The organism is Micromonospora globbae, assembly GCF_003610785.1.
Taxonomy (GTDB): domain Bacteria; phylum Actinomycetota; class Actinomycetes; order Mycobacteriales; family Micromonosporaceae; genus Micromonospora; species Micromonospora globbae.
Map to the genome: position 1 here is coordinate 72,514 of NZ_RAQQ01000014.1, position 19,999 is coordinate 92,512.

Annotated in this window: 21 protein-coding genes; 12 read left to right on the forward strand and 9 right to left on the reverse strand. The window is 74.2% G+C overall.

Annotated features, from left to right (window positions below):
- Positions 1-66: 66 nt before the first annotated feature.
- Positions 67-759 (forward strand): hypothetical protein, encoded by a 693-nt coding sequence (locus D7I43_RS19660; RefSeq protein ID WP_120330003.1) that lies wholly within the window; start codon positions 67-69, stop codon positions 757-759.
- A gap of 21 nt (positions 760-780) precedes the next feature.
- Here the strand turns inward: D7I43_RS19660 and D7I43_RS19665 are convergent, their stop codons facing one another.
- Positions 781-1,623, reverse strand: a complete 843-nt coding sequence (locus tag D7I43_RS19665; RefSeq protein WP_120330004.1) for a helix-turn-helix transcriptional regulator — start codon at positions 1,621-1,623, stop codon at positions 781-783.
- Positions 1,624-1,725: 102 nt separating this feature from the next.
- Between D7I43_RS19665 and D7I43_RS19670 the strand changes: the two genes are divergently transcribed.
- On the forward strand, positions 1,726-2,481 hold the full coding sequence (locus D7I43_RS19670) for an SDR family oxidoreductase (protein WP_120330005.1): 756 nt from the start codon (positions 1,726-1,728) through the stop codon (positions 2,479-2,481).
- 78 nt (positions 2,482-2,559) lie between these two features.
- Here D7I43_RS19670 and D7I43_RS19675 read toward each other — a convergent pair whose 3' ends face one another.
- Positions 2,560-3,099 (reverse strand): GNAT family N-acetyltransferase, encoded by a 540-nt coding sequence (locus D7I43_RS19675; RefSeq protein ID WP_120330006.1) that lies wholly within the window; start codon positions 3,097-3,099, stop codon positions 2,560-2,562.
- A 177-nt stretch (positions 3,100-3,276) separates the two neighbouring features.
- Between D7I43_RS19675 and D7I43_RS19680 the strand changes: the two genes are divergently transcribed.
- Genes D7I43_RS19680 through D7I43_RS19690 form a run of 3 tightly spaced genes read left to right on the forward strand, consistent with a single transcriptional unit; the run spans position 3,277 to position 5,717 of the window.
- Positions 3,277-3,831 carry an NADPH-dependent FMN reductase gene (locus D7I43_RS19680; RefSeq protein WP_120330007.1) on the forward strand — a complete coding sequence of 185 codons (555 nt, stop codon included), beginning with the start codon at positions 3,277-3,279 and terminating at the stop codon, positions 3,829-3,831.
- A gap of 21 nt (positions 3,832-3,852) precedes the next feature.
- Positions 3,853-4,866 (forward strand): ATP-binding cassette domain-containing protein, encoded by a 1,014-nt coding sequence (locus tag D7I43_RS19685; RefSeq protein ID WP_120330008.1) that lies wholly within the window; start codon positions 3,853-3,855, stop codon positions 4,864-4,866.
- Entirely contained in the window at positions 4,863-5,717 is an 855-nt protein-coding gene (locus D7I43_RS19690; RefSeq protein WP_120330009.1) for an ABC transporter permease, read from the forward strand. The genes D7I43_RS19685 and D7I43_RS19690 overlap by 4 nt, the downstream gene beginning before the upstream one ends.
- Positions 5,718-5,808: 91 nt before the next feature.
- Here D7I43_RS19690 and D7I43_RS19695 read toward each other — a convergent pair whose 3' ends face one another.
- Together D7I43_RS19695 and D7I43_RS19700 are read right to left on the reverse strand one after the other, a co-directional pair.
- On the reverse strand, positions 5,809-9,090 hold the full coding sequence (locus tag D7I43_RS19695) for an ATP-binding protein (protein WP_120330118.1): 3,282 nt from the start codon (positions 9,088-9,090) through the stop codon (positions 5,809-5,811).
- 146 nt (positions 9,091-9,236) lie between these two features.
- On the reverse strand, positions 9,237-9,929 hold the full coding sequence (locus tag D7I43_RS19700) for a TioE family transcriptional regulator (protein ID WP_204985236.1): 693 nt from the start codon (positions 9,927-9,929) through the stop codon (positions 9,237-9,239).
- Positions 9,930-10,030: 101 nt separating this feature from the next.
- Between D7I43_RS19700 and D7I43_RS19705 the strand changes: the two genes are divergently transcribed.
- From D7I43_RS19705 to D7I43_RS19715, 3 genes are all read left to right on the forward strand, one after another.
- Positions 10,031-11,893 (forward strand): DUF6194 family protein, encoded by a 1,863-nt coding sequence (locus D7I43_RS19705; protein WP_120330011.1) that lies wholly within the window; start codon positions 10,031-10,033, stop codon positions 11,891-11,893.
- Between the two features lie 120 nt (positions 11,894-12,013).
- Positions 12,014-13,171: a low temperature requirement protein A gene (locus D7I43_RS19710; RefSeq protein ID WP_158610118.1), complete on the forward strand. Its 1,158-nt coding sequence runs from the start codon at positions 12,014-12,016 to the stop codon at positions 13,169-13,171.
- A gap of 63 nt (positions 13,172-13,234) precedes the next feature.
- Positions 13,235-13,756 carry a hypothetical protein gene (locus tag D7I43_RS19715; protein WP_240033050.1) on the forward strand — a complete coding sequence of 174 codons (522 nt, stop codon included), beginning with the start codon at positions 13,235-13,237 and terminating at the stop codon, positions 13,754-13,756.
- Positions 13,757-13,781: 25 nt separating this feature from the next.
- On the opposite strand, the gene D7I43_RS19720 is transcribed toward D7I43_RS19715, so the two are convergent.
- Positions 13,782-15,107 carry an AAA family ATPase gene (locus D7I43_RS19720; RefSeq protein ID WP_420870222.1) on the reverse strand — a complete coding sequence of 442 codons (1,326 nt, stop codon included), beginning with the start codon at positions 15,105-15,107 and terminating at the stop codon, positions 13,782-13,784.
- Between the two features lie 333 nt (positions 15,108-15,440).
- On the opposite strand from D7I43_RS19720, the gene D7I43_RS19725 reads away from it, so the two are divergent.
- The 4 genes from D7I43_RS19725 (at position 15,441) to D7I43_RS19740 (ending at position 17,371) form a co-directional block, all read left to right on the forward strand.
- Positions 15,441-15,662, forward strand: coding sequence for a hypothetical protein (locus tag D7I43_RS19725; protein ID WP_120330013.1), 222 nt, complete (start codon positions 15,441-15,443; stop codon positions 15,660-15,662).
- Positions 15,663-15,728: 66 nt separating this feature from the next.
- Positions 15,729-16,049: a GYD domain-containing protein gene (locus D7I43_RS19730; RefSeq protein ID WP_120330014.1), complete on the forward strand. Its 321-nt coding sequence runs from the start codon at positions 15,729-15,731 to the stop codon at positions 16,047-16,049.
- Positions 16,050-16,109: 60 nt separating this feature from the next.
- Positions 16,110-16,463: a PadR family transcriptional regulator gene (locus D7I43_RS19735; protein ID WP_120330015.1), complete on the forward strand. Its 354-nt coding sequence runs from the start codon at positions 16,110-16,112 to the stop codon at positions 16,461-16,463.
- Positions 16,460-17,371 (forward strand): hypothetical protein, encoded by a 912-nt coding sequence (locus D7I43_RS19740; RefSeq protein WP_120330016.1) that lies wholly within the window; start codon positions 16,460-16,462, stop codon positions 17,369-17,371. The genes D7I43_RS19735 and D7I43_RS19740 overlap by 4 nt, the downstream gene beginning before the upstream one ends.
- A gap of 106 nt (positions 17,372-17,477) precedes the next feature.
- On the opposite strand, the gene D7I43_RS19745 is transcribed toward D7I43_RS19740, so the two are convergent.
- The 4 genes from D7I43_RS19745 to D7I43_RS19760 form a co-directional block, all read right to left on the reverse strand.
- On the reverse strand, positions 17,478-18,179 hold the full coding sequence (locus D7I43_RS19745) for an 8-oxoguanine DNA glycosylase OGG fold protein (RefSeq protein WP_120330017.1): 702 nt from the start codon (positions 18,177-18,179) through the stop codon (positions 17,478-17,480).
- Between the two features lie 176 nt (positions 18,180-18,355).
- Positions 18,356-18,628, reverse strand: a complete 273-nt coding sequence (locus D7I43_RS19750) for a hypothetical protein (protein WP_338042003.1) — start codon at positions 18,626-18,628, stop codon at positions 18,356-18,358.
- Entirely contained in the window at positions 18,616-18,879 is a 264-nt protein-coding gene (locus tag D7I43_RS19755) for a DivIVA domain-containing protein (RefSeq protein ID WP_120330018.1), read from the reverse strand. Before D7I43_RS19755 ends, D7I43_RS19750 begins: the two co-directional genes overlap by 13 nt.
- 271 nt (positions 18,880-19,150) lie before the next feature.
- On the reverse strand, positions 19,151-19,960 hold the full coding sequence (locus tag D7I43_RS19760; RefSeq protein WP_120330019.1) for a protein kinase family protein: 810 nt from the start codon (positions 19,958-19,960) through the stop codon (positions 19,151-19,153).
- Positions 19,961-19,999: the final 39 nt, after the last annotated feature.

The window sequence follows — 19,999 nt, forward strand, 5'->3', positions numbered from 1 at the left end:
CGCAGTTGGACGGGGACCCGCGCGGCGGGTCCCCGTCGTCGCGTACGAAAGGACCAGTCCCCGCTGATGTCGCCCCGCCGTGCCACGCTGGCCGTACTGTCGTTGCTGCTCCTCACGCCCGCGGCCTGTGGCTCGGGCGCGGCCGCCGAGGCGCCCGTCTGGTCCGCTCCGGCCTCGGTGTCCCCGACACCGCCGCCGCCACGGCCGGCGCCGACGTCCACCGCGGAGGCGCGTACGCGCGTCGCCGAGGCGATGCTGGAGCTGGACGCGGACTTCCACCCGGAGACGGCGGCGTACACGGAGGAGAACACCGAGGCGTGGAAGTTGATCTCGCTCTGCCGGGACAGCCTGCCCTCGGACCGTGAGCGCACCGCCTACCGGGAGCGGGTCTGGGACGGCGAGACGGTGTGGATCCGGCAGTACGTGGTCGGCTACCTCACGGTGCCGGGGCGCAAGCTCGCCGACGAGCTGCGGTCCGTGCTGAAGACGTGCAAGCAGTACGAGGTGCCGAGCGACGGACGCACCTCGACCATCGTGAAGCCCTCGCCCGCACCGGTGCCCAACGGGCCGGACGTGATCACCTTCTGTGAGCGGCTGAAGGGCGAGTCGGTCCGGCACCAGTGCACGCTCTTCCTGACCCGCGGCAACTTCGTGCTGGAGGTGGACGTCTCGGCGGGCAACGGCGACCTGGCGGCCGGCACCGCGCTGCTCACGAAGATCGCCCCGCTGGCGGAGGCCGCCCTGCGCGAGGCCGCCTGAACCGGGGCGGGCGGGCCGCCGTCAGGACGACACGCGCTCGGCGAGGCCGCGGAACGCCGCGTGCGTGGGCGAACCGGGTTCGGGGACGTAGACGATGAGGCGCTGGTCGCCCTCCGGGACGTGCAGCACCCGGCACTCGAACTCCAGCGGCCCCAGCCCCGGGTGCGCGACCCGCTTGACGATCGGGTGGCGTTCGCCCACGTCGTGCTCGGCCCAGAGCTGCGCGAACCGGGGCGAGGTGCCGAGGAGTTCGGTGACCAGCTGCCGGAGGCCCGGGTCGTTCGGGTAGCGACCGTAGGAGGCGCGCAGGTCCGCGACCGAGCTGCGGAGGAACCGCAGCAGCTCCTCGTCGGTCCACTGGGCGTCCTCGGCGGGCCGGCGGAACGACCAGCGGATCATGTTGCGGTCCTCCGGCGGCACCGTCGACAGGTCGCCGATGAAGTAGGTGGCCATCCGGTTCCACGCGAGCACCTGGTAGCAGGCGTCCACCAGGTACGCCGGGGTCTCCGTCATGGCGTCGACGAGGTGTTGCAGGCCGGGGCCGACCTCGCGGCTCGGCCCCGCCGACGGCGGCGGGCTCTCCCCCGCCACGCGGAACAGGTACTCCCGCTCGTCGCGGGTGAGCAGCAGCGCCCGGGCCAGCGCGGCGAGCACCTGCCGGGACGGGTGCGGGCCGCGGCCCTGTTCGAGGCGTACGTAGTAGTCGACCGACATGCCCGCGAGCTGCGCCACCTCCTGCCGGCGCAGGCCCGGCGTCCGTCGGCGTACGCCCTCGGGGAGGCCGACCTCGGCGGGACGCAGCCGTGCGCGGCGGGTGCGGAGGAAGGCCGCCAGTTCGTCGCGGCGCAGCCCGGTGCTCGTCATGCCACCAGCCTGCCCCAACCGTGGCGGGCGAGGGTGGTACCGCCGGTACCAGCCTCGCCCGGTCTCTCCCGTCTCCCCGCGTGCCCGGGCAGCGTCGAGGGCATGACGACGAACATGATCGCCCTGGTGACCGGGGCCAACAAGGGAATCGGCTTCGCCACCGCCGCGCAGCTGGGGGCGCGCGGCATGACCGTCCTGGTCGGCGCGCGGGACGCCGCCCGGGGCCGGGCGGCCGAGGCCGCGCTGCGCGACGGCGGCGCGGACGCCCGCTTCGTGCCGCTGGACGTGACCGACGCCGGGTCGGTGGCGACCGCCGCGAAGCTCGTCGAGGAGGAGTACGGCCACCTCGACGTGCTGGTCAACAACGCCGGCATCGTGCTCGGCGACGGCGAGCGGGCGCTGCCCAGCGAGACGACCGTGGCCACGCTGCGCCGGGTGTTCGAGACGAACGTCTTCGGGGTCGTCGCCGTCACGAACGCGCTCCTGCCGCTGCTGCGCCGGGCGCCCGCGGCCCGGATCGTGAACGTGTCCAGCGAGGTCGGCTCGATCGCCACGATCAGCGACCCGGACAGCTTCATCTGGAGCCTGACCTCGGTCCCGTACCCCTCGTCGAAGGCCGCGCTGAACATGGTCACCGCCATGTACGCCAAGGAGCTGCGGGACACCCCGATCAAGGTGAACGCGGCGAACCCGGGTTACTGCGCCACGGACCTGAACGGCCGCAGCGGCTTCCGCAGCCCCGCCCAGGGCGCCGAGGTCAGCGTGCACCTGGCGACGCTGCCCCCGGACGGCCCGACCGGGACGCTGTGGGGCCACCTCGCGGACGGCGGAGGCGGGTACGGCGTCCTGCCCTGGTGAGGGCGAGTCGGCGCCACGCCGTGAACCCGCGCACGATCAGGGATGTAGTGGCCTCCGGCCGGCCCGGAGGCCACTACATCACGGAAGTTGGCCGCTGGACCGGTCGCGGCGCGGCGGGGCGGGGCGGCGCGCCGACAGGTCGAGGCGCCAGTCGTTGGAGCGCATCAGGTGCCCCGGCGGGTACTCGAACTCGGTCTCGCCGAGCAGGGTGAAGCCGGCCTTGCGGCACACCGCGTTCGACGCCGGGTTGTCCACCGACGGGTACGCGTGCGCCCAGCGGTGCGTACGCCGGTCGCGTGCCACGGCCAACACGGCCCGCACCGCCTCGGTGGCCAGCCCGCGGCCCTGGTGCTCGGGCAGCACCGCCCAGCCCAACTCGTAGACCTGCTCGTCACGCCACTTGCGCTCCCAGTAGCCGACGCTGCCGGCCTTCACCCCGCCGGGCAGCACCACCGTGAACATGCAGCCCTGGCCGGTGTCGCCGAACCGCACGTAGCGCTCGTGCCGGGCCAGCACCTGCGCGTCGGTCTCCGGCCCGCCGGTGTGGGCGCGGACCTCCGGCGCGTTGAGCCGCCGCAGCAGGTCGAGATCGTCCTCGCTCCACGGCGCGATGCGCACCTGTCACCCCCTCGTCACCGGCCATTAGAGCGGACTCCACCGACATCCCCGCGGCGAACGGCGGCGACACGCTGCCCCGCGCGCCCGCCGCTCCGCTAGTTCCCGTCTAGCGGAGCGCCGGCCGCCTTCTCGCGCCGTAGGGGTGAAGGGACCCGAACGAGGCCGGGAGGGGGACGCATGACACCACTACGGCTCGCCGTCATCATCGGCAGCACCCGGGAGGGCCGGGCGGGCGAGAAGGTCGCCCGCTGGTTCGTCGAGCAGGCCACCCGCCGGGACGACCTGGCGGTCACCGTGCTCGACCTCGCCGACTACGACTTCCCCGCCAGCTACCCCGCGGAGCCGACCGAGACGATCCGGTCGTTCGCGCGCGAGGTGGGGCGGGCGGAGGCGTACGCGGTGGTCACCCCCGAGTACAACCACAGCTTCCCGGCCTCGTTGAAACAGGCGATCGACTACGCGTACGACGAGTGGCAGGCCAAGCCGGTCGGCTTCGTGGCGTACGGCTGCCGCTCGACCGGCCTGCACGCGGTCGACCAGCTGCGCACGGTGTTCACCGCGCTGCACGCCACGACCGTGCGCGACGTCGTCGGCGTCGACCTGCTCGACGGCGAGCCGTCGCCGCGGCACGCCGACCAGCTGTGCCAGGACGCCCGGGTCCTCCTCGACCAGCTCGCCTGGTGGGGACTGGCGTTGCGCGACGCCCGCGCCGCGCGCCCCTACGTCTCGTGAACGAGAAGGAAGGTACGGATCATGAGTAAGCGCACGACCGGCCTGGCCATCGAGGCCGAGGGCCTGACCCGGTCGTTCGGGGAAACCCGGGCGCTGGCCGGGATGGATCTCCAGGTGCCGGCCGGCACCGTCTACGGCCTGCTCGGGCCGAACGGGGCCGGCAAGACCACCGCCGTACGGGTGCTGGCGACGCTGCTGCGCCCCGACGGCGGCCGGGCACGGGTCTTCGGGCACGACGTGGTGGCCGAGGCCGACAAGGTCCGTTCCCGCGTCAGCCTCACCGGCCAGTACGCCTCGATCGACGAGGACCTGACCGGCATCGAGAACCTGGTGCTGCTGGGCCGGCTCCTCGGGCTGCGCAAGGCGGCCGCCCGGGAGCGGGCGGACCAGCTGCTCACCGCGTTCGGCCTGACCGAGGCGGGCACCCGCCAGGTGAAGAAGTACTCCGGCGGCATGCGCCGGCGCATCGACATCGCGGCGAGCATCCTCAACACGCCCGACCTGCTCTTCCTCGACGAGCCCACGACCGGCCTCGACCCGCGCAGCCGCAACCAGGTGTGGGAGATCGTCCGGGCGGTGGTGGCGCACGGCACGACCGTGCTGCTGACCACGCAGTACCTGGACGAGGCGGACCAGCTCGCCGGACGGATCGCGGTGGTCGACCACGGGCGCGTGATCGCCGAGGGCACCCCGGGCGAGCTGAAGTCGTCGGTCGGCTCCGGCACCGTCCACCTGCGACTGCGCGACGCGGCACAGCGGCCGGACGCGGAGAAGGTGCTCCAGGCGGCCCTCGGCGTGCCCGTGCAGCTCGAAGCCGACCCGTTGGCGCTCACCGCCCGCGTCGGCGGGGAGGGCAGCGACCTGGCGGCCAGCGAGCAGGCCGCCCGCGCGCTGGCCGACCTGTCCCGCGCCGGCATCGTCGTCGACGACTTCTCCCTCGGCCAGCCCAGCCTGGACGAGGTCTTCCTGGCCCTGACCGACCACCCCGCCGTCCCGGCCGACGAGCGGGACGAGCAGCTGGAGGCAGCCCGATGAGCGACACCGCGACCACGACCGGCCGCGCGCCGTCCGTCTACGTACCGTCCGCCGAGGCGCTGGCGACCGTCCTCGCCCCCGGCGAGCGGCCGCCGAGGCCCAGCGCCCTGGGGGCGTCGCTGACCTTCGGCTGGCGCGCGCTGCTGAAGATCAAGCACGTGCCGGAGCAGCTCTTCGACGTGACGGCGTTCCCGATCATCATGGTGCTGATGTTCACGTACCTGTTCGGCGGCGCGCTCGCCGACAGCCCCCGTGACTACCTGCAGTTCTTCCTTCCCGGCATCATGGTCACCAGCGTCGTGATGATCACCATGTACACCGGGGTCGGCCTCAACACCGACATCGAGAAGGGCATCTTCGACCGCTTCCGGACGCTGCCGGTCTGGCGGCCCGCCGCCCTCGTCGGCATGATCTTCGGCGACGTGCTGCGGTACGTGCTGGCGGCCGTGGTGATCCTCAGCGTCGGCCTGGTGCTCGGCTTCCGGCCCGACGGCGGCCTGCTCGGCGTGGCCGCCGGCATCGGCCTGCTGGTGGTCTTCTCGTTCGCGTTCTCCTGGGTCTGGACGTTCTTCGGCCTGGTGCTGCGCAGCGAGAAGTCGGTGATGGGGGTGAGCATGATGGTGCTCTTCCCGCTGACCTTCCTCAGCAACGTGTTCGTCGACCCGTCGACCATGCCGGGCTGGCTCCAGGCGTTCGTGAAGCTCAACCCGATCACGCACCTGGTGGCGGCGGTCCGCGCGGCGATGGGCGGCAGTTCGGACCCGACGAACACGATGTGGCTGCTGCTGTGGAGCGCCGGGTTCGTGGTCGTCTTCGGCACGCTCACCATGTACCGCTACAACCGCCGCTGACCGCGGCCGGGCCCTCGGGCGTCGCCACCCACCGGTGGCGGCGCCCGTCGCCGTTTCGAGGCGCGTCACGCGGCCGGACGGTGCGGGAGCGTCAGAGGTGCCAGGGCACGGGCTCGGGCGGCAGGTAGCGGCAGGTGCCGCCGGTGGAGACGGTGTCCCGCAGGTGCGTGGCGAGCGCCGGGTGGCGGTCGTCGAGCTTGCGCAGGGTGTCGCGGATGCGGGCGGTCACCGTCTTGCGGGCCCGCTCGGCCTCGTCACCCAGGCGGCGGCTGCGCCCGGCGAGCCCGGCGGCGGCGCGCAGCTCGTCGAGGAGCGCCGCCCGTTCGGCCTCCAGCGCCGCCACCTTCCCCGTGTCGTCGCGGGCGGCCGCCCGGTCGATCTCCTCGTCGAGGCGGGACAGGTGCCGCCGGTAGCGGGCCTTCGCCTCGTCGTCCAGCACCGGGTCACCGCCGAGCCGGCGCGCGGCGACCAGCTCCGGCCCGGCCGCCGGATCGAGCAGCTCGACGGCCGGCACGTCGGTGCCGGGCCGGCTGATCAGCAGCGCGAGGTCGTGCAGGCCCTTGGCGTCGGGCAGGTGGACGACGGTGCCCGCGTAGGCGAGCCGCCAGACCGGGCCGTCGCGACGGAACTCGTACGTCGTGGCGGTCACCTCGGCGGGCGCGGTGTCCGGCGGCGCGGCGGCCGGCGCGGCGACCGCGGCCGGCACGGCGACCGCGGCCGGCGCGGCAACCGCGGCCGGCACGGCGACCGTGGCCCGCGCGGGAACGGCGGCCAGCCGGTCGAGAACCTGGCGCATGCCGAGGGCTGTCGCGTCCCGCTCGGTGGTCACGCGCAGCTCCTCCGCGACGGCCGCGTCGCCCGGGCCGGCGCGGCGGGCCAGCACGTCGACGAGCGCGGCGCGGGCCACCACCGACCAGGGACGCGAGTCCATCCGGTCGGCGGCGTCGCGGGCCGCCTGGAAGCCGGCGACGGCGTCGTCCCAGCGTCCCTGCGCGGCGTCGAGCACCGCGAGCCAGTGGTCGACCGGGCCGCTGACGTCGCAGCCGAAGAGCGCGACCGTCCACTGTCCCCGGTAGGGGGCAAGCGCCTCGCGCGCCTCGTCGCACCGGCGGGGATCGCGGGTGGCGGCGGCCGCCTGCGCCCGTAGCCGCAGCCAGAGCGGCGACACCGCGCGGATGTAGGTCGTGCCGGCCGTCTCGATGGCCTCCATGCGACGTACGGCCTCCGGTCCGTCGCCGCGTTCGGCGGCGGTGATGCCCCGGGCCAGGTGCAGGTACGGGTAGTCGCCGGCGTCGAGCCCGTCGAGCAACGCGTCGATCTCGTCGAACCGCCCCTGGAGCAGCAGCCGGGCCCAGCGCATGTGGTGGACCATGAACCCGAAGTCGGACGGCTGCTCGCCGAGGTCGTCCAGCACGGCGAAGTGCCGGTCGGCCTGCGCGAAGTCCCCGCGGAACGCGGCGATGATGCCGCCGTCGACGGCCGCGGCCATCCGGTGCCGGGCCACGTCGCTGGCGGCACCACTGTTCACGAAGGCGGTCAGCTCCGCGAGGTAGCCCGGGTCACCGACCTCGAGCAGCGCTACCCAGCGCAGCGAGGTGGCCCACAGCTCGGTCTCCCGGTCGCCCGTGCGGCGGGCCACCTCCCGGATCTCGGCGGTGATCGCCGCGCGGTCGGCCGCCGTGCCCAGGCCCCACGTGGTGTCGTGCCGTGCCCAGAGGCTGAAGGTGAGCGCCTCGTCGTCGTGACCCCGTCGGGCGAGCGTCTCGGTCGCCGTGATCAGGTCGGTGACGAGGGTGACGGTCGGCAGGTCGCCGGGTTCGCCGATGAGCCGCCGGTACGCCTCGCGCAGGATCTCCTCCGACCGACCGGCGGGTTGGGTGGCGGCGTGGAAGTGTCGTTGGACGCTGAGCGCCGTCCGCGCCAGCAGCGCCGGGTCGTCCAGGGAGAGCGCCAGCGTGGCGGCCTCGTCAAGGCGCTGCGCCCCTTCCTGGCTGCTGCCGCAGTGGTGGAGCAGCTGGCCGAACTCGGTGAGGATCCGGACGCGGTGCGCCTCGTCCCGGACGACCTCCAAGGCCCGGCGGAAGTGCACCACCGACTCGTCGGAGGCGATCCGGCCGGCGGCGTCGCGGGCCGCGGCGAGCAGCAGCTCGGTGGCCCGGGCCGGGTCGAGGTCGGCGCCGGCGAGGTACGCGTGCCGGGCCAGGTCCGCGGGAACGAGGCGGTCGGCCAGGTCGGCCACACCGTCGACCGCCCGGACCACGGCGGCGTGCCGGGCGCGCCGGTCGTCGTCGGCGAGCGCGTCGTAGAGGGTCTCCCGGACCAGGTCGTGGGCGAACGAGAACCGACCGCCGCCCCAGGCCAGGACGAGGCGGGCCGCCGACGCGAGGTCGAGCAGCCGGTCGACCTGCGCCACCGGGGCCGCCACGCAGGCGGCGAGCACCTGCCGGTGGAACTCGCGGCCGAGCACCGCGGCGACGGTGAGCACCTCGACCACCGGCGCGGGCAGCTGCGCGAGGCGGCGGCTCACCACCTCCCGTACGCCCGGGGCGATGGCCTCGACGGCGCCACCGGCCCGCCACAGCCGCGCGGTCTGCTCGACGAAGAACGGGTTGCCGCCGGTGCGCCGGTGCACCTCGTCCACGAGGGCGGGCTCCGGCTCGCGGCCGGCCGTCCGCGTGATGAGCGCGCCCACCTCGTCGCGGGACAGCCCGGTGAGGGTGAGCGTGGTCGCCTTGGCCAGCAGCGGCACGAGCAGCGGTCGCAGTGGGTGGTCGCCGGCCTCGACCTCGGCGTCGCGGTAGGTGCCGACCAGCAGCAGCCGCTCGAACCAGGTGTGCTGGGCCGCGAACTCGAGCAGCCGCAGCGAGGCGGGGTCCGCCCAGTGCAGGTCGTCGAGGACCACGACGACCGGGCGGCGCTGCGAGACGGTGACCAGCGCGGTGGTCACCGCGTCGTAGAGGGCGAACGTGTCCCGCTCGGCGTCGTCCCGGGCGGGCGCGGTCTCCGGGAAGGCGCCGACGCCGGGGAGGCTGCCGAGGGTCGTCTCACCGAGCAGGACGCCGAGGGCGCGCTCGCCGGCCTGCCGCGCCACCGCCCAGTCCTCGGCGGAGCGCCGCAGGCCGCGCAGCACCTGCACCCACGGCCAGTAGCCGGGCGCGCTGTCCGAATCCCAGCAGGCCCCGCCGAGCACCAGCGCGCCCCGCTGCCGGGCCTCCCGTGCCGCCGCCGTGACCAGCGTCGTCTTGCCGATGCCCGGCTCGCCCGTGACCAGCACGAGGCCGCCGTGGCTGCCGGTCGCCCGATCGAGCTCGGCGCGCAGAAGGCCCGCGGGGTGCTCCCGCCCGATGATGGTCTGGCCGTGACGCGGATCCATGACGCCCCGACCGTAGCGGACACCACCGACAGCGGTCAGGTCCACGCGACGGACCGCCGGTCCGGAACCCGCGATCATGAGGTTGGCGGCGACACGTCGGACGCGAGGCCCCGCCAACCTCATGATCACCGCGGACGGGGAGCGGGTCAGAGGTTGGCGGTCTTCAGGTAGTCGGCCAGGCGGGCGGCGGCGACCAGCATGGCGCGGCCCCGGGCGTCCAGTCGCTGCCGCCAGCCGTCGAGGGACGCGGCGAGCGGGCCGGGTCCGTCGGCCGCGCGTACCTGCCGCATCACCGTCGCGATGTGGTCCAGCAGGTAGCCGCCGCGCCGCAGCAGGTGGGCCAGCTCGGCGTCGCGCACGTCGTCCGGGCCGTACAGGCGCTGCCGGGTGACGCGGTCGCGGGTCGGGGTCAGGATGCCGGCCCGTTCCCACTTGCGCAGTGTCGCGGGGGTCACCTCCAGCCGGTGCGCGAGCGCGCCGACGGTCAGGGGGCGGTCGGGCCGGTCCGGACGCTCGCCCGACGGTGCCGCGGTGAGCACCCCGACGGCCGCCTCGACGGCGTCGAGCGTCTCCCGGTCCCGCAGCAGCTGCGCGTGGCCGCGGTCCACCGCCCGCAGGGCGGCCTCCACGTCGCCGCGGGTCGCCGCCCGCATGATCTCGGCGCCGGGCCCATAGCCGTACGCGGGCACGAGCGCCAGGTACGCGCGGAGCGCCGCGGCGTGCACCTCGGTGTACGTCCGGTAGCCGCTCGGGGTGCGCCGGGCCGCCGGGATGACGCCGTCGCGCTCGTAGTTGCGCACGGCCTGCGTCGAGATGCCGTGCTCGCGGGCGAGGTCCACGGGCCGGTAGCGCTGTTCCGCGGTTTGAGGCTTCAGGAGGGGCTCCTCGGCTAGCCGTCGGGAAAAGTCTCAAAAGGTCGTTCAACGATACGGTAAAGGTCATGGCTGTTGAACCCGCACCCCTCGCGTCGTACGACCTCGCCGACCCCCACCTCGACGACGCCGTCGCCTCCCTGCTCGCGACGTTGCCCGCACCGCCGCAGATCCTGGCCCTCGGCGAGCCCACGCACGGCGAGCCGGCGTTCCCCCGGCTGCGCAACCGCGTCCTCGAGACGCTGGTGGCGCACGGCTTCCGCTCGGTCGCGATCGAGTCCGACCGGGTCGCCGCGACCGACGTCGACGCGTACGTCCAGGGCGGCGACGCCAGCCTGGACGCGGTGCTGGCCAGCGGCTTCAGCCACGGCCTCGAGCGCCTCGACGCCACCCGGGAACTGGTGACCTGGCTGCGCGCGTACAACGAGGGACGCCCGCCGGCGCAGCGCGTGGCCGTCCACGGCTTCGACGCGCCACTGGAGATGACCTTTGCGCCCAGCCCCGGACCGTACCTGCGCCACGCGCACGCCTACCTGGCCCGCCACCTCCCGTCGACGCGGCACGCCGACACCGACCTCGACGTCCTGCTCGGCGACGACGGGCGGTGGAGCGACCCGGCGGCGCTGCGGGACGCGACCCGGTCGGTCGGCGCGTCGCCCGAGGCGGTGGCCCTGCGGGCGGTGGCCGACGACCTGCTGACCACCCTGTACGCCGAGGCGCCGGCCCTGGTCGCCGCGTCCTCCCCGGACGAGTGGCAGCGCGCGCAGGTGCACGCCGCGACCGCGCTGGGCCTGCTGCGCTACCACGCGCAGGCGGCCGAGGACGCGCCCCCGGCCGTACGCACCTCCCGGCTGCTCGGGATCCGCGACGCGCTCATGGCACAGAACCTGCTCGACATCCGCACCCGGGAGGCGCACCGCGGACCGACCCTGGTCTTCGCGCACAACCGGCACCTCCAGCGGCACCCGAGCACCTGGCGCCTGGCCGGCATGGACCTGCGCTGGTGGAGCGCCGGGGCGATCGTGTCGTCCCTGCTCGGCGAGCGGTACGCGGTCGTCGTCGGCAGTCTCGGGGCGAGCGGAGCCCTGAAACTCGGCGCGCCGCCCGCCGGAACGTTCGAGGCGGCCCTGGACGCCGCCCTCGACGCGGGCGATCACGCCCCGGGCGGGCGGGTCGCCGTGGTCGACCCCGTACGCCTGCGGCAGGCCGGACCGCTGCGGGTCCGGACGGACGTGACGCCCGAGCAGGGGCACTTCCCGCTCGACGAGGAGACGGTCGCCCACTGCGACGCGATCCTGCACGTGACCGCGCCCGGCGCGGCGGGCGCGGAGCCGGCCGCGGCTTCCGACCCGCGGCCCGTCGCCGTCGTGGCGGACCGGCCGGCGCCGCTCGACCCGGCGGACGCCGCCGCGGCCACCCCGTCGGCGGAGGCGGCCGACCGCCTGCCGGCCGGGCCGACCGCCGACGACCTCGCCGAGCGGATCCTCACGCTGCCCGAGGTCGCCCTGGTCGTGGCCGACGAGGCGTCGGGAGCCCCGGAGGTGGCGTGGGGCTGGCGGTTCTTCTACGTCGGTCCGGACCGCCGGATGCCGTTCGCCACGATCGGCGAGAGCGACATGGCCGGCTTCGACGAGGAGTCGCGGTTGCACCGGCCGGGGGTCTTCCGGCTGAACCTGGACCTCGGGCGGCGCGAGTTCGCGCGCGTCCTCGGCTACCCGCCGGCGCGGTTCGCCGACCACCGGACATCGGTCGACTTCACGGCGCTCGACGAGGTGATCCCCAACCCCCTCTACGGCGCCGCCGGGTGGGTGTCGGTGCTCAACCCGGGTCCGCGCAGCCTCGCCGAGGTGGAGCGCCTCATCGCGTACGCGCACGGCAGGGCACTGGACCGGCACCGCCGCAGGTCCGACCGTGGACACCCGAACGCCTGACCGTCGCGGGCCTGGCCGGCGGACGACCGGCCGGGCCCGTGACCGCTCTTGCGCAAGTGCTCACGCGTCCGCGGAGGCGCATGGTACGAAACAGTGGGAACCAGACGGAACGGGAGATACGTGACGCCGAAGAGGTCGGGCTGGCTGCTGCGGGCACGTGAGGACCGCCCCCGCATCTCCTATCTCGAACTCCTCTTCGACCTGGGGCTCATCGTCGCGCTGTCCCGGCTCTCCCTGCGCCTGGTCAACGACATCAGCTGGCTGAACGCGCTGCAGACGATGATCCTGCTCGCCGCGGTCTGGTGGGTGTGGACCGTCACCGCGTACACGACGGACTGGTACGACCCGGAGCAGCCGATCACCCAGCTCATCGTCGTCGGCGTCCTGCTCGGCGGGTACCTCATGGCGATGGCGAGCGTGCGCGCGTACGAGGGCATGCACGGGTTCGTCTTCGCCGCGTCGTACGTCGGCCTGCACCTCTTCCGCGGCCTCATCCTCGTGACGGCGTTACGCGGCCACGAGCTGCGCGTCCGGCCGCTGCGGGTGCTCATCTGGTTCTCGATGACCGGCGTGCTGTGGCTGGGCGGCGCCTTCCTGCCCGCCCCGGCCCGGCTGGCGGTCTGGGCGTTGGCGGTCACGCTGGACTACCTCGCCGGCCTGTTCGGCTACTGGGTGCCGAAGCTCGGCCGCATCGGCGCGCAGGAACTACGGGTCGTCGGTGAGCACATCTCGGAGCGCTACCGGCAGATGTTCATCGTCGGGCTCGGCGAGGTCCTCCTGGTCGCCGCCATCAAGTTCCGCAACGTCACGTTCGTGTCCGCCACGACGGCCGGGCTGATCCTCCTGTTCGCCAACGCCGTGGCGATGTGGCGCATCTACGTCGTGTACGGCGCCGAGCACCTCGCGGCCGGGCTCGAACGGTCGACCAACGCGGGACGGCAGGCCCTCGTCGTGGCGTACACGCACCTGATCATGATTGCGGGCGTCGTGCTCACCACCGCCGGCGGCGAGGTGATCGTCGTGTCCCCGACGGAGCAGACGTCGTCCGCGGGCCTGGCCCTCATGATCGCGGGCCCCGTGGTCTTCCTGGCCGGGCGCACCCTGTACGCGTTCGAGCTGTTCCGGATGATGCTGTGGCGCCTGCCGGTCGGCGCGCTGGCGTTGATCGCCACGACACCGTTCCTGCACCGGCTGCCGCCGATCGGTGTCGGGGCGGTCGCGAGCGGCGTGCTGCTGGCCCTCGCCGCCGTGCCGCGCGTGGGCCGGCGACGGTACTGAGCCGCTGCGGCGTGTGCCGGCCCCACCGCCGGGTACAGGAACCGCCATGCTGAGGCGAGCGGTGTGGCAGGGCTGGTGGCGGGTCTGACCGGGGTGGCCGTGATGACCGTGGGCGAGAAGATCGAGCAACGGTTCACCGGTCGGCCGGACTCGTACGTGCCGGCGCGGGTGATGGCCCGCCTCACCGGAATGCGGGAATCACCGAGGGAGCAGCCCCGGTGGCGCAACCTCGCCATGCACTTCGGCCAGGGCGCCCTCCTCGGCGTGCTGCGCTCGCTCATGGCGCAGGCCGGTCTCCGCGGCCCCGTGGCCTCCGGGATGTTCACTGTCGTCCGGCTGACCACCGACCAGACCCTGGAGAACGCGACGGGCGTCGGCGCCCCACCACAGACCTGGCCACGCGAGGAACTCGCCGTCGACCTCCTCCACAAGACCGTCTACGGCTTCGCCACCGGCGCCGTCGCCGACGCCCTCGCCGCCCGCGACGGCCTCGGTCCGGGGCAGCGCCACGCCGCCCTGCGTCCCGGCCGGCGGTCCGACGTGGGTCCGCTGCCCCGCGGCTCGGCGCTGCTCGGGCGGTCCTGAGCGGCGGGAGTCCGGCCGACCCGCCTCAGGGGCGAAGGCCGTGCTCCTTGAGGTACGCGATCATCGACTGGTTCGCCTCCCAGCCGTCGGGGAACTTCACCGGCACGTCGAGGTGCACCGGCTCGGTCGACGGGTGGGCGTCGAGCAGTTCGGCGATGCCGTCGCGGGCCACCACGATGCAGGCGTGCCGGTGGCGGGAGGCCAGCACGCAGAGCCGCCCCGACTCCAGATGGAACGCGGTGGCGTCCCGCCGGCCGGACAGCGGGTGCAGCACGATCGTCACGTCGTACTCCCGGCCCTGGAGCCGGTTGGCGGTGTCGACGGTGACGCCGGCGGCGGCGCCGAGCCGCGCGCGGATGGCCGCGGCCTGGTCGCGGTGCGCCGCGCCGATGGCGATCCGGTCCGCGGTCACCGGCGCGCCCTGCGGGGCCTGCTCGGAGACGGCGACCGCACCGCGCTCCAGCAACCGCACCGCCAGCGCCGCGCACGCCTCGGCCGCCTCCCCGTCGGTCCGCAGGGTGTGCCGCTCCGGCAGCTCGTACAGCCCCCAGCCGGACGCCGCGGCCGACTCGACGGCGGCGTCGAGCGCGTCGCCCGGGCCGGCGGCGGTCAGCGTCAGCGCCCGGTCGTCGGGGCCGGTGCCGGCCCGGAACCCGGTGAACGGGTAGAAGGCGCGCGCCACGACGGGCGCCGCGGAGGCCGGCAGCCGCCACGACACCGGCAGCCGGTGTACGGGGAGGTCGGGGTTGTGCCGCAGCAGCACCGCCACGGCGGACTGCATCGGGTCCCAGGTCAGACCGGTCCAGCGTGCCGTGTCGACGGTGGAGAACGGGTCGAGCTGACCGGGGTCGCCCACGAACAGCGCCCGTTCGAAACGGCCGGCCACGCGCAGCAGGGCGTCGGAGCGCATCTGGTACGCCTCGTCCACGATCGCCCACGGCCAGCAGCCCTCGGTGACCGTGGCCCACTTGGCCGCCGTACCGATGATGACCGCCGGACCGCCGAGGTCCGCGACCTTCGCGGCGACCCTCGCGTGACCCTCGACCCGCGCCGACGGCCGGTAGTCGGTGGCGGAGAGGCGGCCGATCCGCAGCTCGGGGGCCTTGCGCGCCACCCGGTCGATGAGGTCGTCCACCTGCTCGTTGGTCTGCGCCACGATGATGAGCGGCTCGCCGGCCTCGGCCAGTTCGACGGCGGCGCGTACCACGAGGGTCGACTTGCCGGCCCCCGGCGGCGAGTCGACCACGACGCCGCGGTGGTCGCCGGACCGCAGGTCGGCCAGCACGGCGGTGATCACCCGCTCCGCCTCCAGGGCGGGCGGCAGCTCCAGCCCGGTCAGCACGTGCCTCACCTCTCCTCGCCGCTCCCGGAGACCTTAACGACTGGTGGTCGCGCGCTGGGGAGCTGAGTCGTCTGCGTCGTCACGCGCGCGCCGGACCCGGTGCCGGCGGTGGCCGGTTGCCGCTGGCTGCCCGCGATCCTGGACGGGTCGCCGCTGGTTGCCCGCGCGTTGCCGCCTGGCTGCCCGCGTCCCCGGCCGGGCTGTCGCTGGCTCCCTGCCTCCCTGGGTCGGGCTGTCGCCTGGCTGCCCGGCTCCCTGATTCGGGCTGTCGCTTCCTACCCCAAGACGGGCTGTCGCTTCGGCCGGATGACTAGGCGCCGGTGGACCGGGAATGCGCCGGCCATGGGTAGCCAGAAGCCGAACAAGCATGACCCTGGCGGCGAGTCGGCGCGCGGGCGGCGGCATCCGGGCAGCGGTGCACGGGGCCGGCAGGGCTCCGAGGTGGAGCGCTCGCCGGAGCGCCGGCACCTGCGGGCCGCGACCGGCACCTCCGGTTCCGAGCGCGACCAGGGCCGGGCGAAGGTCGAGGGCAGCCAGCGGGTCCAGCGCCAGGGGACGCGGTAAGCCCTCGCCGATGCCTCGTGAATCCGGCATCCCCGGGGTGCCGCAACGTGTGGAAGGTGGCGTCGAATGGCGAAGTTCCTGCTCAGGTCGACCTTCACCCCTGACGGGATCAAGGGCCTGGTGAAGGACGGCGGCAGCAAGCGGGCGGAGGTCGCCACCAGGGCGATCGAGGCGGCCGGCGGGCGGGTGGAGTCGCTGTCGTTCGGCCTCGGTGAGTACGACACGTACGTGGTGTGCGAACTGCCGGACCACCAGACGGCCGTTGCGCTGGCGATCGCCATCCGGGCTGCCGGCGGCGTCGACACGCGGGTCGTGCCGCTGCTGACCCCACAGGAGGTGGACGAGGCGGTGCAGAAGCAGATGACGTACCAGGCGCCGGGGAAGTGACCGGCGGGCTTGATCGCCGGGGCTTGACCAATAGGTTGGTCATCGTCATATGCTGACGGCATGACTGACTCCGTGAGGCCCATGCGGGAGCCCACCTACTTCATCCTCGCCGCCCTTCAGGACGAGCCGCTGCACGGTTACGCCATCGTCAAGCGGGCGCAGGAGCTGTCCGGCGGGCGCGTACGCCTGACCACGGGCACCCTCTACGCCGCGCTCGACCGGCTCACCGGCGAGGAGATGGTGCAGGTGGCGGGCGAGTCCGTGATCAACGGCCGGCACCGCCGCACGTACGAGCTGACCGACCAGGGCCGGGCGGCACTGCACGCCGAGGCGGAGCGGATGGCCGCGGCGGCCCGGGTCGTGCGTGACCGGGAGCCCCGGTCGGCGGCGATGGTCCGGACGGTGCCGGCGTGAACGACCTTGAGCGCCGCTACCGCTGGCTCCTGAACATCTACCCCCGCCCCTACCGTGAGTACCGCCTCGACGAGATGCTGGAGACCCTGCTCGCGACGGCCGACGAGCACCAGCGACGGCCGAGCCTGCGGGAGGCCGCGTCGCTCGTGGTGGGCGGCCTGCGCGCCCGCACCGGCGCCGACCGGCTCCGCTCCCCCGTGGCGCTGCGCCACTCCGCGCTGCGGCTGTCCGCCCTGGCCCTGCTCGTGTACGGCCTGACGCTGGCCGCCGTCGGGCCGGTCGCCGACCTGGCCCAGATCGGGTACGGCGCGCCCGCCGGGATCGTCGACGTGTGGGGCGTCGCCATCGCGGCGGCACTCGCCGTGGCGCTCCTCGCGACCGCGTGGGGCGCCTACCGCGTGGCGTTCGTGGCGGCCGTGGTGACCGTGGCCGCGCAGCACGCGCACGCCGGCGTCTCCGCCGGGACGTGGCCGGCCGACATCCTCCGCAACGCGGGCGACTCCCGACTGTGGCCCGTCCTGCTGGCCGCGCTCGCCCTGCTGCCTCTGCTGAGGGCACCCCGCACCCGGGTGGCGCGGCCGTGGGTCTGGCTCGTTCCCACCGTGCTGGCGATCGTCGCCTTCACCCCCAGCCCGCTCAACGACTGGTCAGACGCCCGCACCATGTCCCTCTACGCGTTCGCCGCGGTGGCGCTCCTGGCCGCGCCGATCGACACGCGAGCACCGATCGCCGCGTTCGCCCTGCTCCTCGTCCCCGCCTTCGCCCGCATCAGCTACCACCTTCTCCACACCGCATCGGCAGCGCACGACCTGCGTGTCTCCGCCGTTCCCATCGCCACCCTCGCGGCGCTCCTGGCCGCGACGCTCGCCGCCGCGACCGTCACGAGCCGCCGCCACGCCCGGATGTGACGCCAGGCCATCCCCGCCGCTCCCTCTCCCCGGGAGCGGCGGGGACCGGTGCGGGCGCACCGGCAGCGGCAGCACTTAGCCGTCCCTGGCGTTCGCGTGGTGGCCATCAGTCGTGGGTGAACCGGCCCTGGGACACTGCCATCTCCACCTCGTCCGGCTCGACACCCCGCCGCCGGGCTTGGTCCGCCGCCCAATGCAGGTAGGCGAGCCACTCCGCCGGGAGCCACTCGGCACCGCGCCGTACGCCCGCCTCCGCCGGCAGTTGGCGCGCCACGGCGGGGTCGAGGATGAGGGGTTGCAGCTGGCCGTCGCCGAGTGCGGTCGTGCCCGGGCCGGGGGCACCGCCGGCGGCCGCCCGGCGGTAGCCGGCGAAGTAGAGCAGCTTCGTGAACAGCGCCGGCCCGAGCCGGGGCAGCCGCGACTCCTTCGGGTCGCGCAGCCGCTGGTAGGCGGTCCGCAGCGCCTCCTCGTCCCGCACGGGTGCGCGCAGTCCCTCCAGCGCGTACGCCAGGCGCTTGCCGTCCGGGTCGCCCTCCAGCGCGCGGACGGTGCGCCACGCGCCGTACCCGATCGGCCCGTACCCCCACATCAGCACCGCGACCAGCAGTTGCCGCGTGCTGGACCGCCCGGCGTGCCACGCCTGTGCGACCGCGAAGACGTCCCGCCGCCACAGGAGTCCGCTGTCGGCAAGGCCGTCCGGCCAGGCGTCCGGCCAGGCGTCCGGCGGCAGCGCCGTACGCCATCGGTCGATGTGGACGGTGATCGGTGAGACCTCGCCGGGCAGCGCGCGGTCGTGCGGCTGGGTCATGGCGCCTCCTCGCTCCGTGCGGCCCGGGCCCCGTCCCCGGCCGCTGTCCCGAAGCCTCGCCCGCGCCCAGCCGTAGCGCCGTCCCAGGAACGGGATATCGCGGTATCAACCGGGAGGCCGGCCCGACGGAGAGCGCGGAGCCGGCCAGTAGGTCGTGTCGATCATCCCCGGGATGGCTAGCGGGGCAGGTCCTCGGCCGTGGTGCCGCACGGGCCGCCGTGATCGGCGCGGCGCCGGCAGCGGTAGCCGCCGTCGAGCCTGACGTCACACCAGATCCGGGTACGCAGGAACTGGCGGTCCTCCTCACTGAGGGTGGCCTCGCCGAAATCGATGGCGGTGACGTGGCCGAGGGAGTCGCGAAGGGCGACGGTGAGCGCGACGGCCTCGCCGAGGCTCGTCAGCGTGGTGGGCAGGTGGATGACCCAACGGGGCGCGCTCACCGAGGCCACCGGCCGTTGGACTCGCCGGGGTCGCCGTGGCGGCAGTTGCGGTGCCGGGACTGCCACTGCCGCAGCGCCTGGCGGATGCGCTCCGCCTCGGTGTGCGCGGTGGTCAGCTCCCGGCGCAGCCGGTCGAGTTCGTCGGCCACGCGGCCGAGGTAGTCGTACACCTGGGCAGGGTCGAGCCCGCGCCACCGCATGACGAAGGCAGCAGCCCGGACGTGGTGCGCCTGGAGACGGTCACCGGTCACGTAGATCATCGCTTCCCTACCTCTGCTGCACCGCTGATGCCGCACCCTTGAACGCGGGGTGCTCGGAGCGGCACCGGGGCGAGCGGGGAGGCGCGAATCCGCTGTCGGGGGAAGCAGTAACGCCGGAGCCCGGCACCCGCCCCGGGCCATGCGACCACTCTGGATGCACAAGAGGGGTACCGGTATACCGGGATAATCGTGACGAGCATGCACCATTCGCATAACGGTGGTGACGCCACGCCGTCCGCCACGCGGGCCCACTCACGGGTGGCGACGCTGGTCAGATCGGGGCAGGTTGCCGACTCAGGCGATACGCATGCCACTCACAGGCAGCGTCGAGAAGCGGCCCGCGATGCGCTGCCGGGGCACTGACCTGCATCCGCGTCCACAACCGGACCAGGGCATCGGCAAACTCGGTGACCGCCCTGCCGTCAGCGTCGGCGAAGGCAGGAACACGGACTGCCCAACGCTCGGCATCGGCGGGGCTGTGCCCGGCGCGGATGAGCCGGACCAGCATGAAGGCCGTGTCGATCCAGGCGGCGCCGCGGCAGGGCGCGGACCAGTCGACCAGTCGCAGCCGGTCACCGAGCAGGAAGTTTCGAGGAGTCATGTCCGTGTGCAGGAGGGTTTCCCCGCGGACCATCTCGGGGGCGATGAGCCCACTCCACCGCTCGGTGAAGGGCTGCACGTCGACCGGTGGGCAGGGCGTCAGCTCGCGGGCGAGCGTGGCCAGCCCGTCGGCAATGGTGTCAAGGTCCGACGAGCCGGGCTCCAGGCGCGGGTGGCGGCCCGGCGCGTATTCAAAGCCGAGCAACAGCCAGCCATCGCGCTCGACAGTCCAGTGAAGGCGGGGTACGACGTCCGGCAGGAAGGGGTTGATCCGGGCTTCCTTGCGGTAGAGCCAACCCTTCGGGCCCTCCGTACGGCCGCCCTTGCAGAAGATCCGGCCCGCCTTTGTATGAAGCGCGAGAGCGATCTCGCAACTCGCGCCGTCCGGCAACGACTCGGTCCGCATGACCTCGCCCGCTTGACGCTCGACTGCGCGCCGCACCCCGGCAGGTAGTTCGTTCCATTGGCGGCGAGCCGACATCGGCGAGCCCTTTCCAGGCGGTGGTCCCGGACAGGGTAT

Coding starts and splice junctions, on each gene's coding strand:
- D7I43_RS19670 (WP_120330005.1), top strand. CDS start 1,726: ATGACGACGAACATGATCGCCCTGGTGACCGGGGCCAACAAGGGAATC.
- D7I43_RS19680 (WP_120330007.1), top strand. CDS start 3,277: ATGACACCACTACGGCTCGCCGTCATCATCGGCAGCACCCGGGAGGGC.
- D7I43_RS19685 (WP_120330008.1), top strand. CDS start 3,853: ATGAGTAAGCGCACGACCGGCCTGGCCATCGAGGCCGAGGGCCTGACC.
- D7I43_RS19705 (WP_120330011.1), top strand. CDS start 10,031: ATGGCTGTTGAACCCGCACCCCTCGCGTCGTACGACCTCGCCGACCCC.
- D7I43_RS19745 (WP_120330017.1), bottom strand. CDS start 18,179: ATGACCCAGCCGCACGACCGCGCGCTGCCCGGCGAGGTCTCACCGATC.
- D7I43_RS19735 (WP_120330015.1), top strand. CDS start 16,110: ATGACTGACTCCGTGAGGCCCATGCGGGAGCCCACCTACTTCATCCTC.
- D7I43_RS19695 (WP_120330118.1), bottom strand. CDS start 9,090: ATGGATCCGCGTCACGGCCAGACCATCATCGGGCGGGAGCACCCCGCG.
- D7I43_RS19690 (WP_120330009.1), top strand. CDS start 4,863: ATGAGCGACACCGCGACCACGACCGGCCGCGCGCCGTCCGTCTACGTA.
- D7I43_RS19665 (WP_120330004.1), bottom strand. CDS start 1,623: ATGACGAGCACCGGGCTGCGCCGCGACGAACTGGCGGCCTTCCTCCGC.
- D7I43_RS19725 (WP_120330013.1), top strand. CDS start 15,441: ATGGGTAGCCAGAAGCCGAACAAGCATGACCCTGGCGGCGAGTCGGCG.
- D7I43_RS19755 (WP_120330018.1), bottom strand. CDS start 18,879: ATGATCTACGTGACCGGTGACCGTCTCCAGGCGCACCACGTCCGGGCT.
- D7I43_RS19730 (WP_120330014.1), top strand. CDS start 15,729: ATGGCGAAGTTCCTGCTCAGGTCGACCTTCACCCCTGACGGGATCAAG.
- D7I43_RS19660 (WP_120330003.1), top strand. CDS start 67: ATGTCGCCCCGCCGTGCCACGCTGGCCGTACTGTCGTTGCTGCTCCTC.
- D7I43_RS19760 (WP_120330019.1), bottom strand. CDS start 19,960: ATGTCGGCTCGCCGCCAATGGAACGAACTACCTGCCGGGGTGCGGCGC.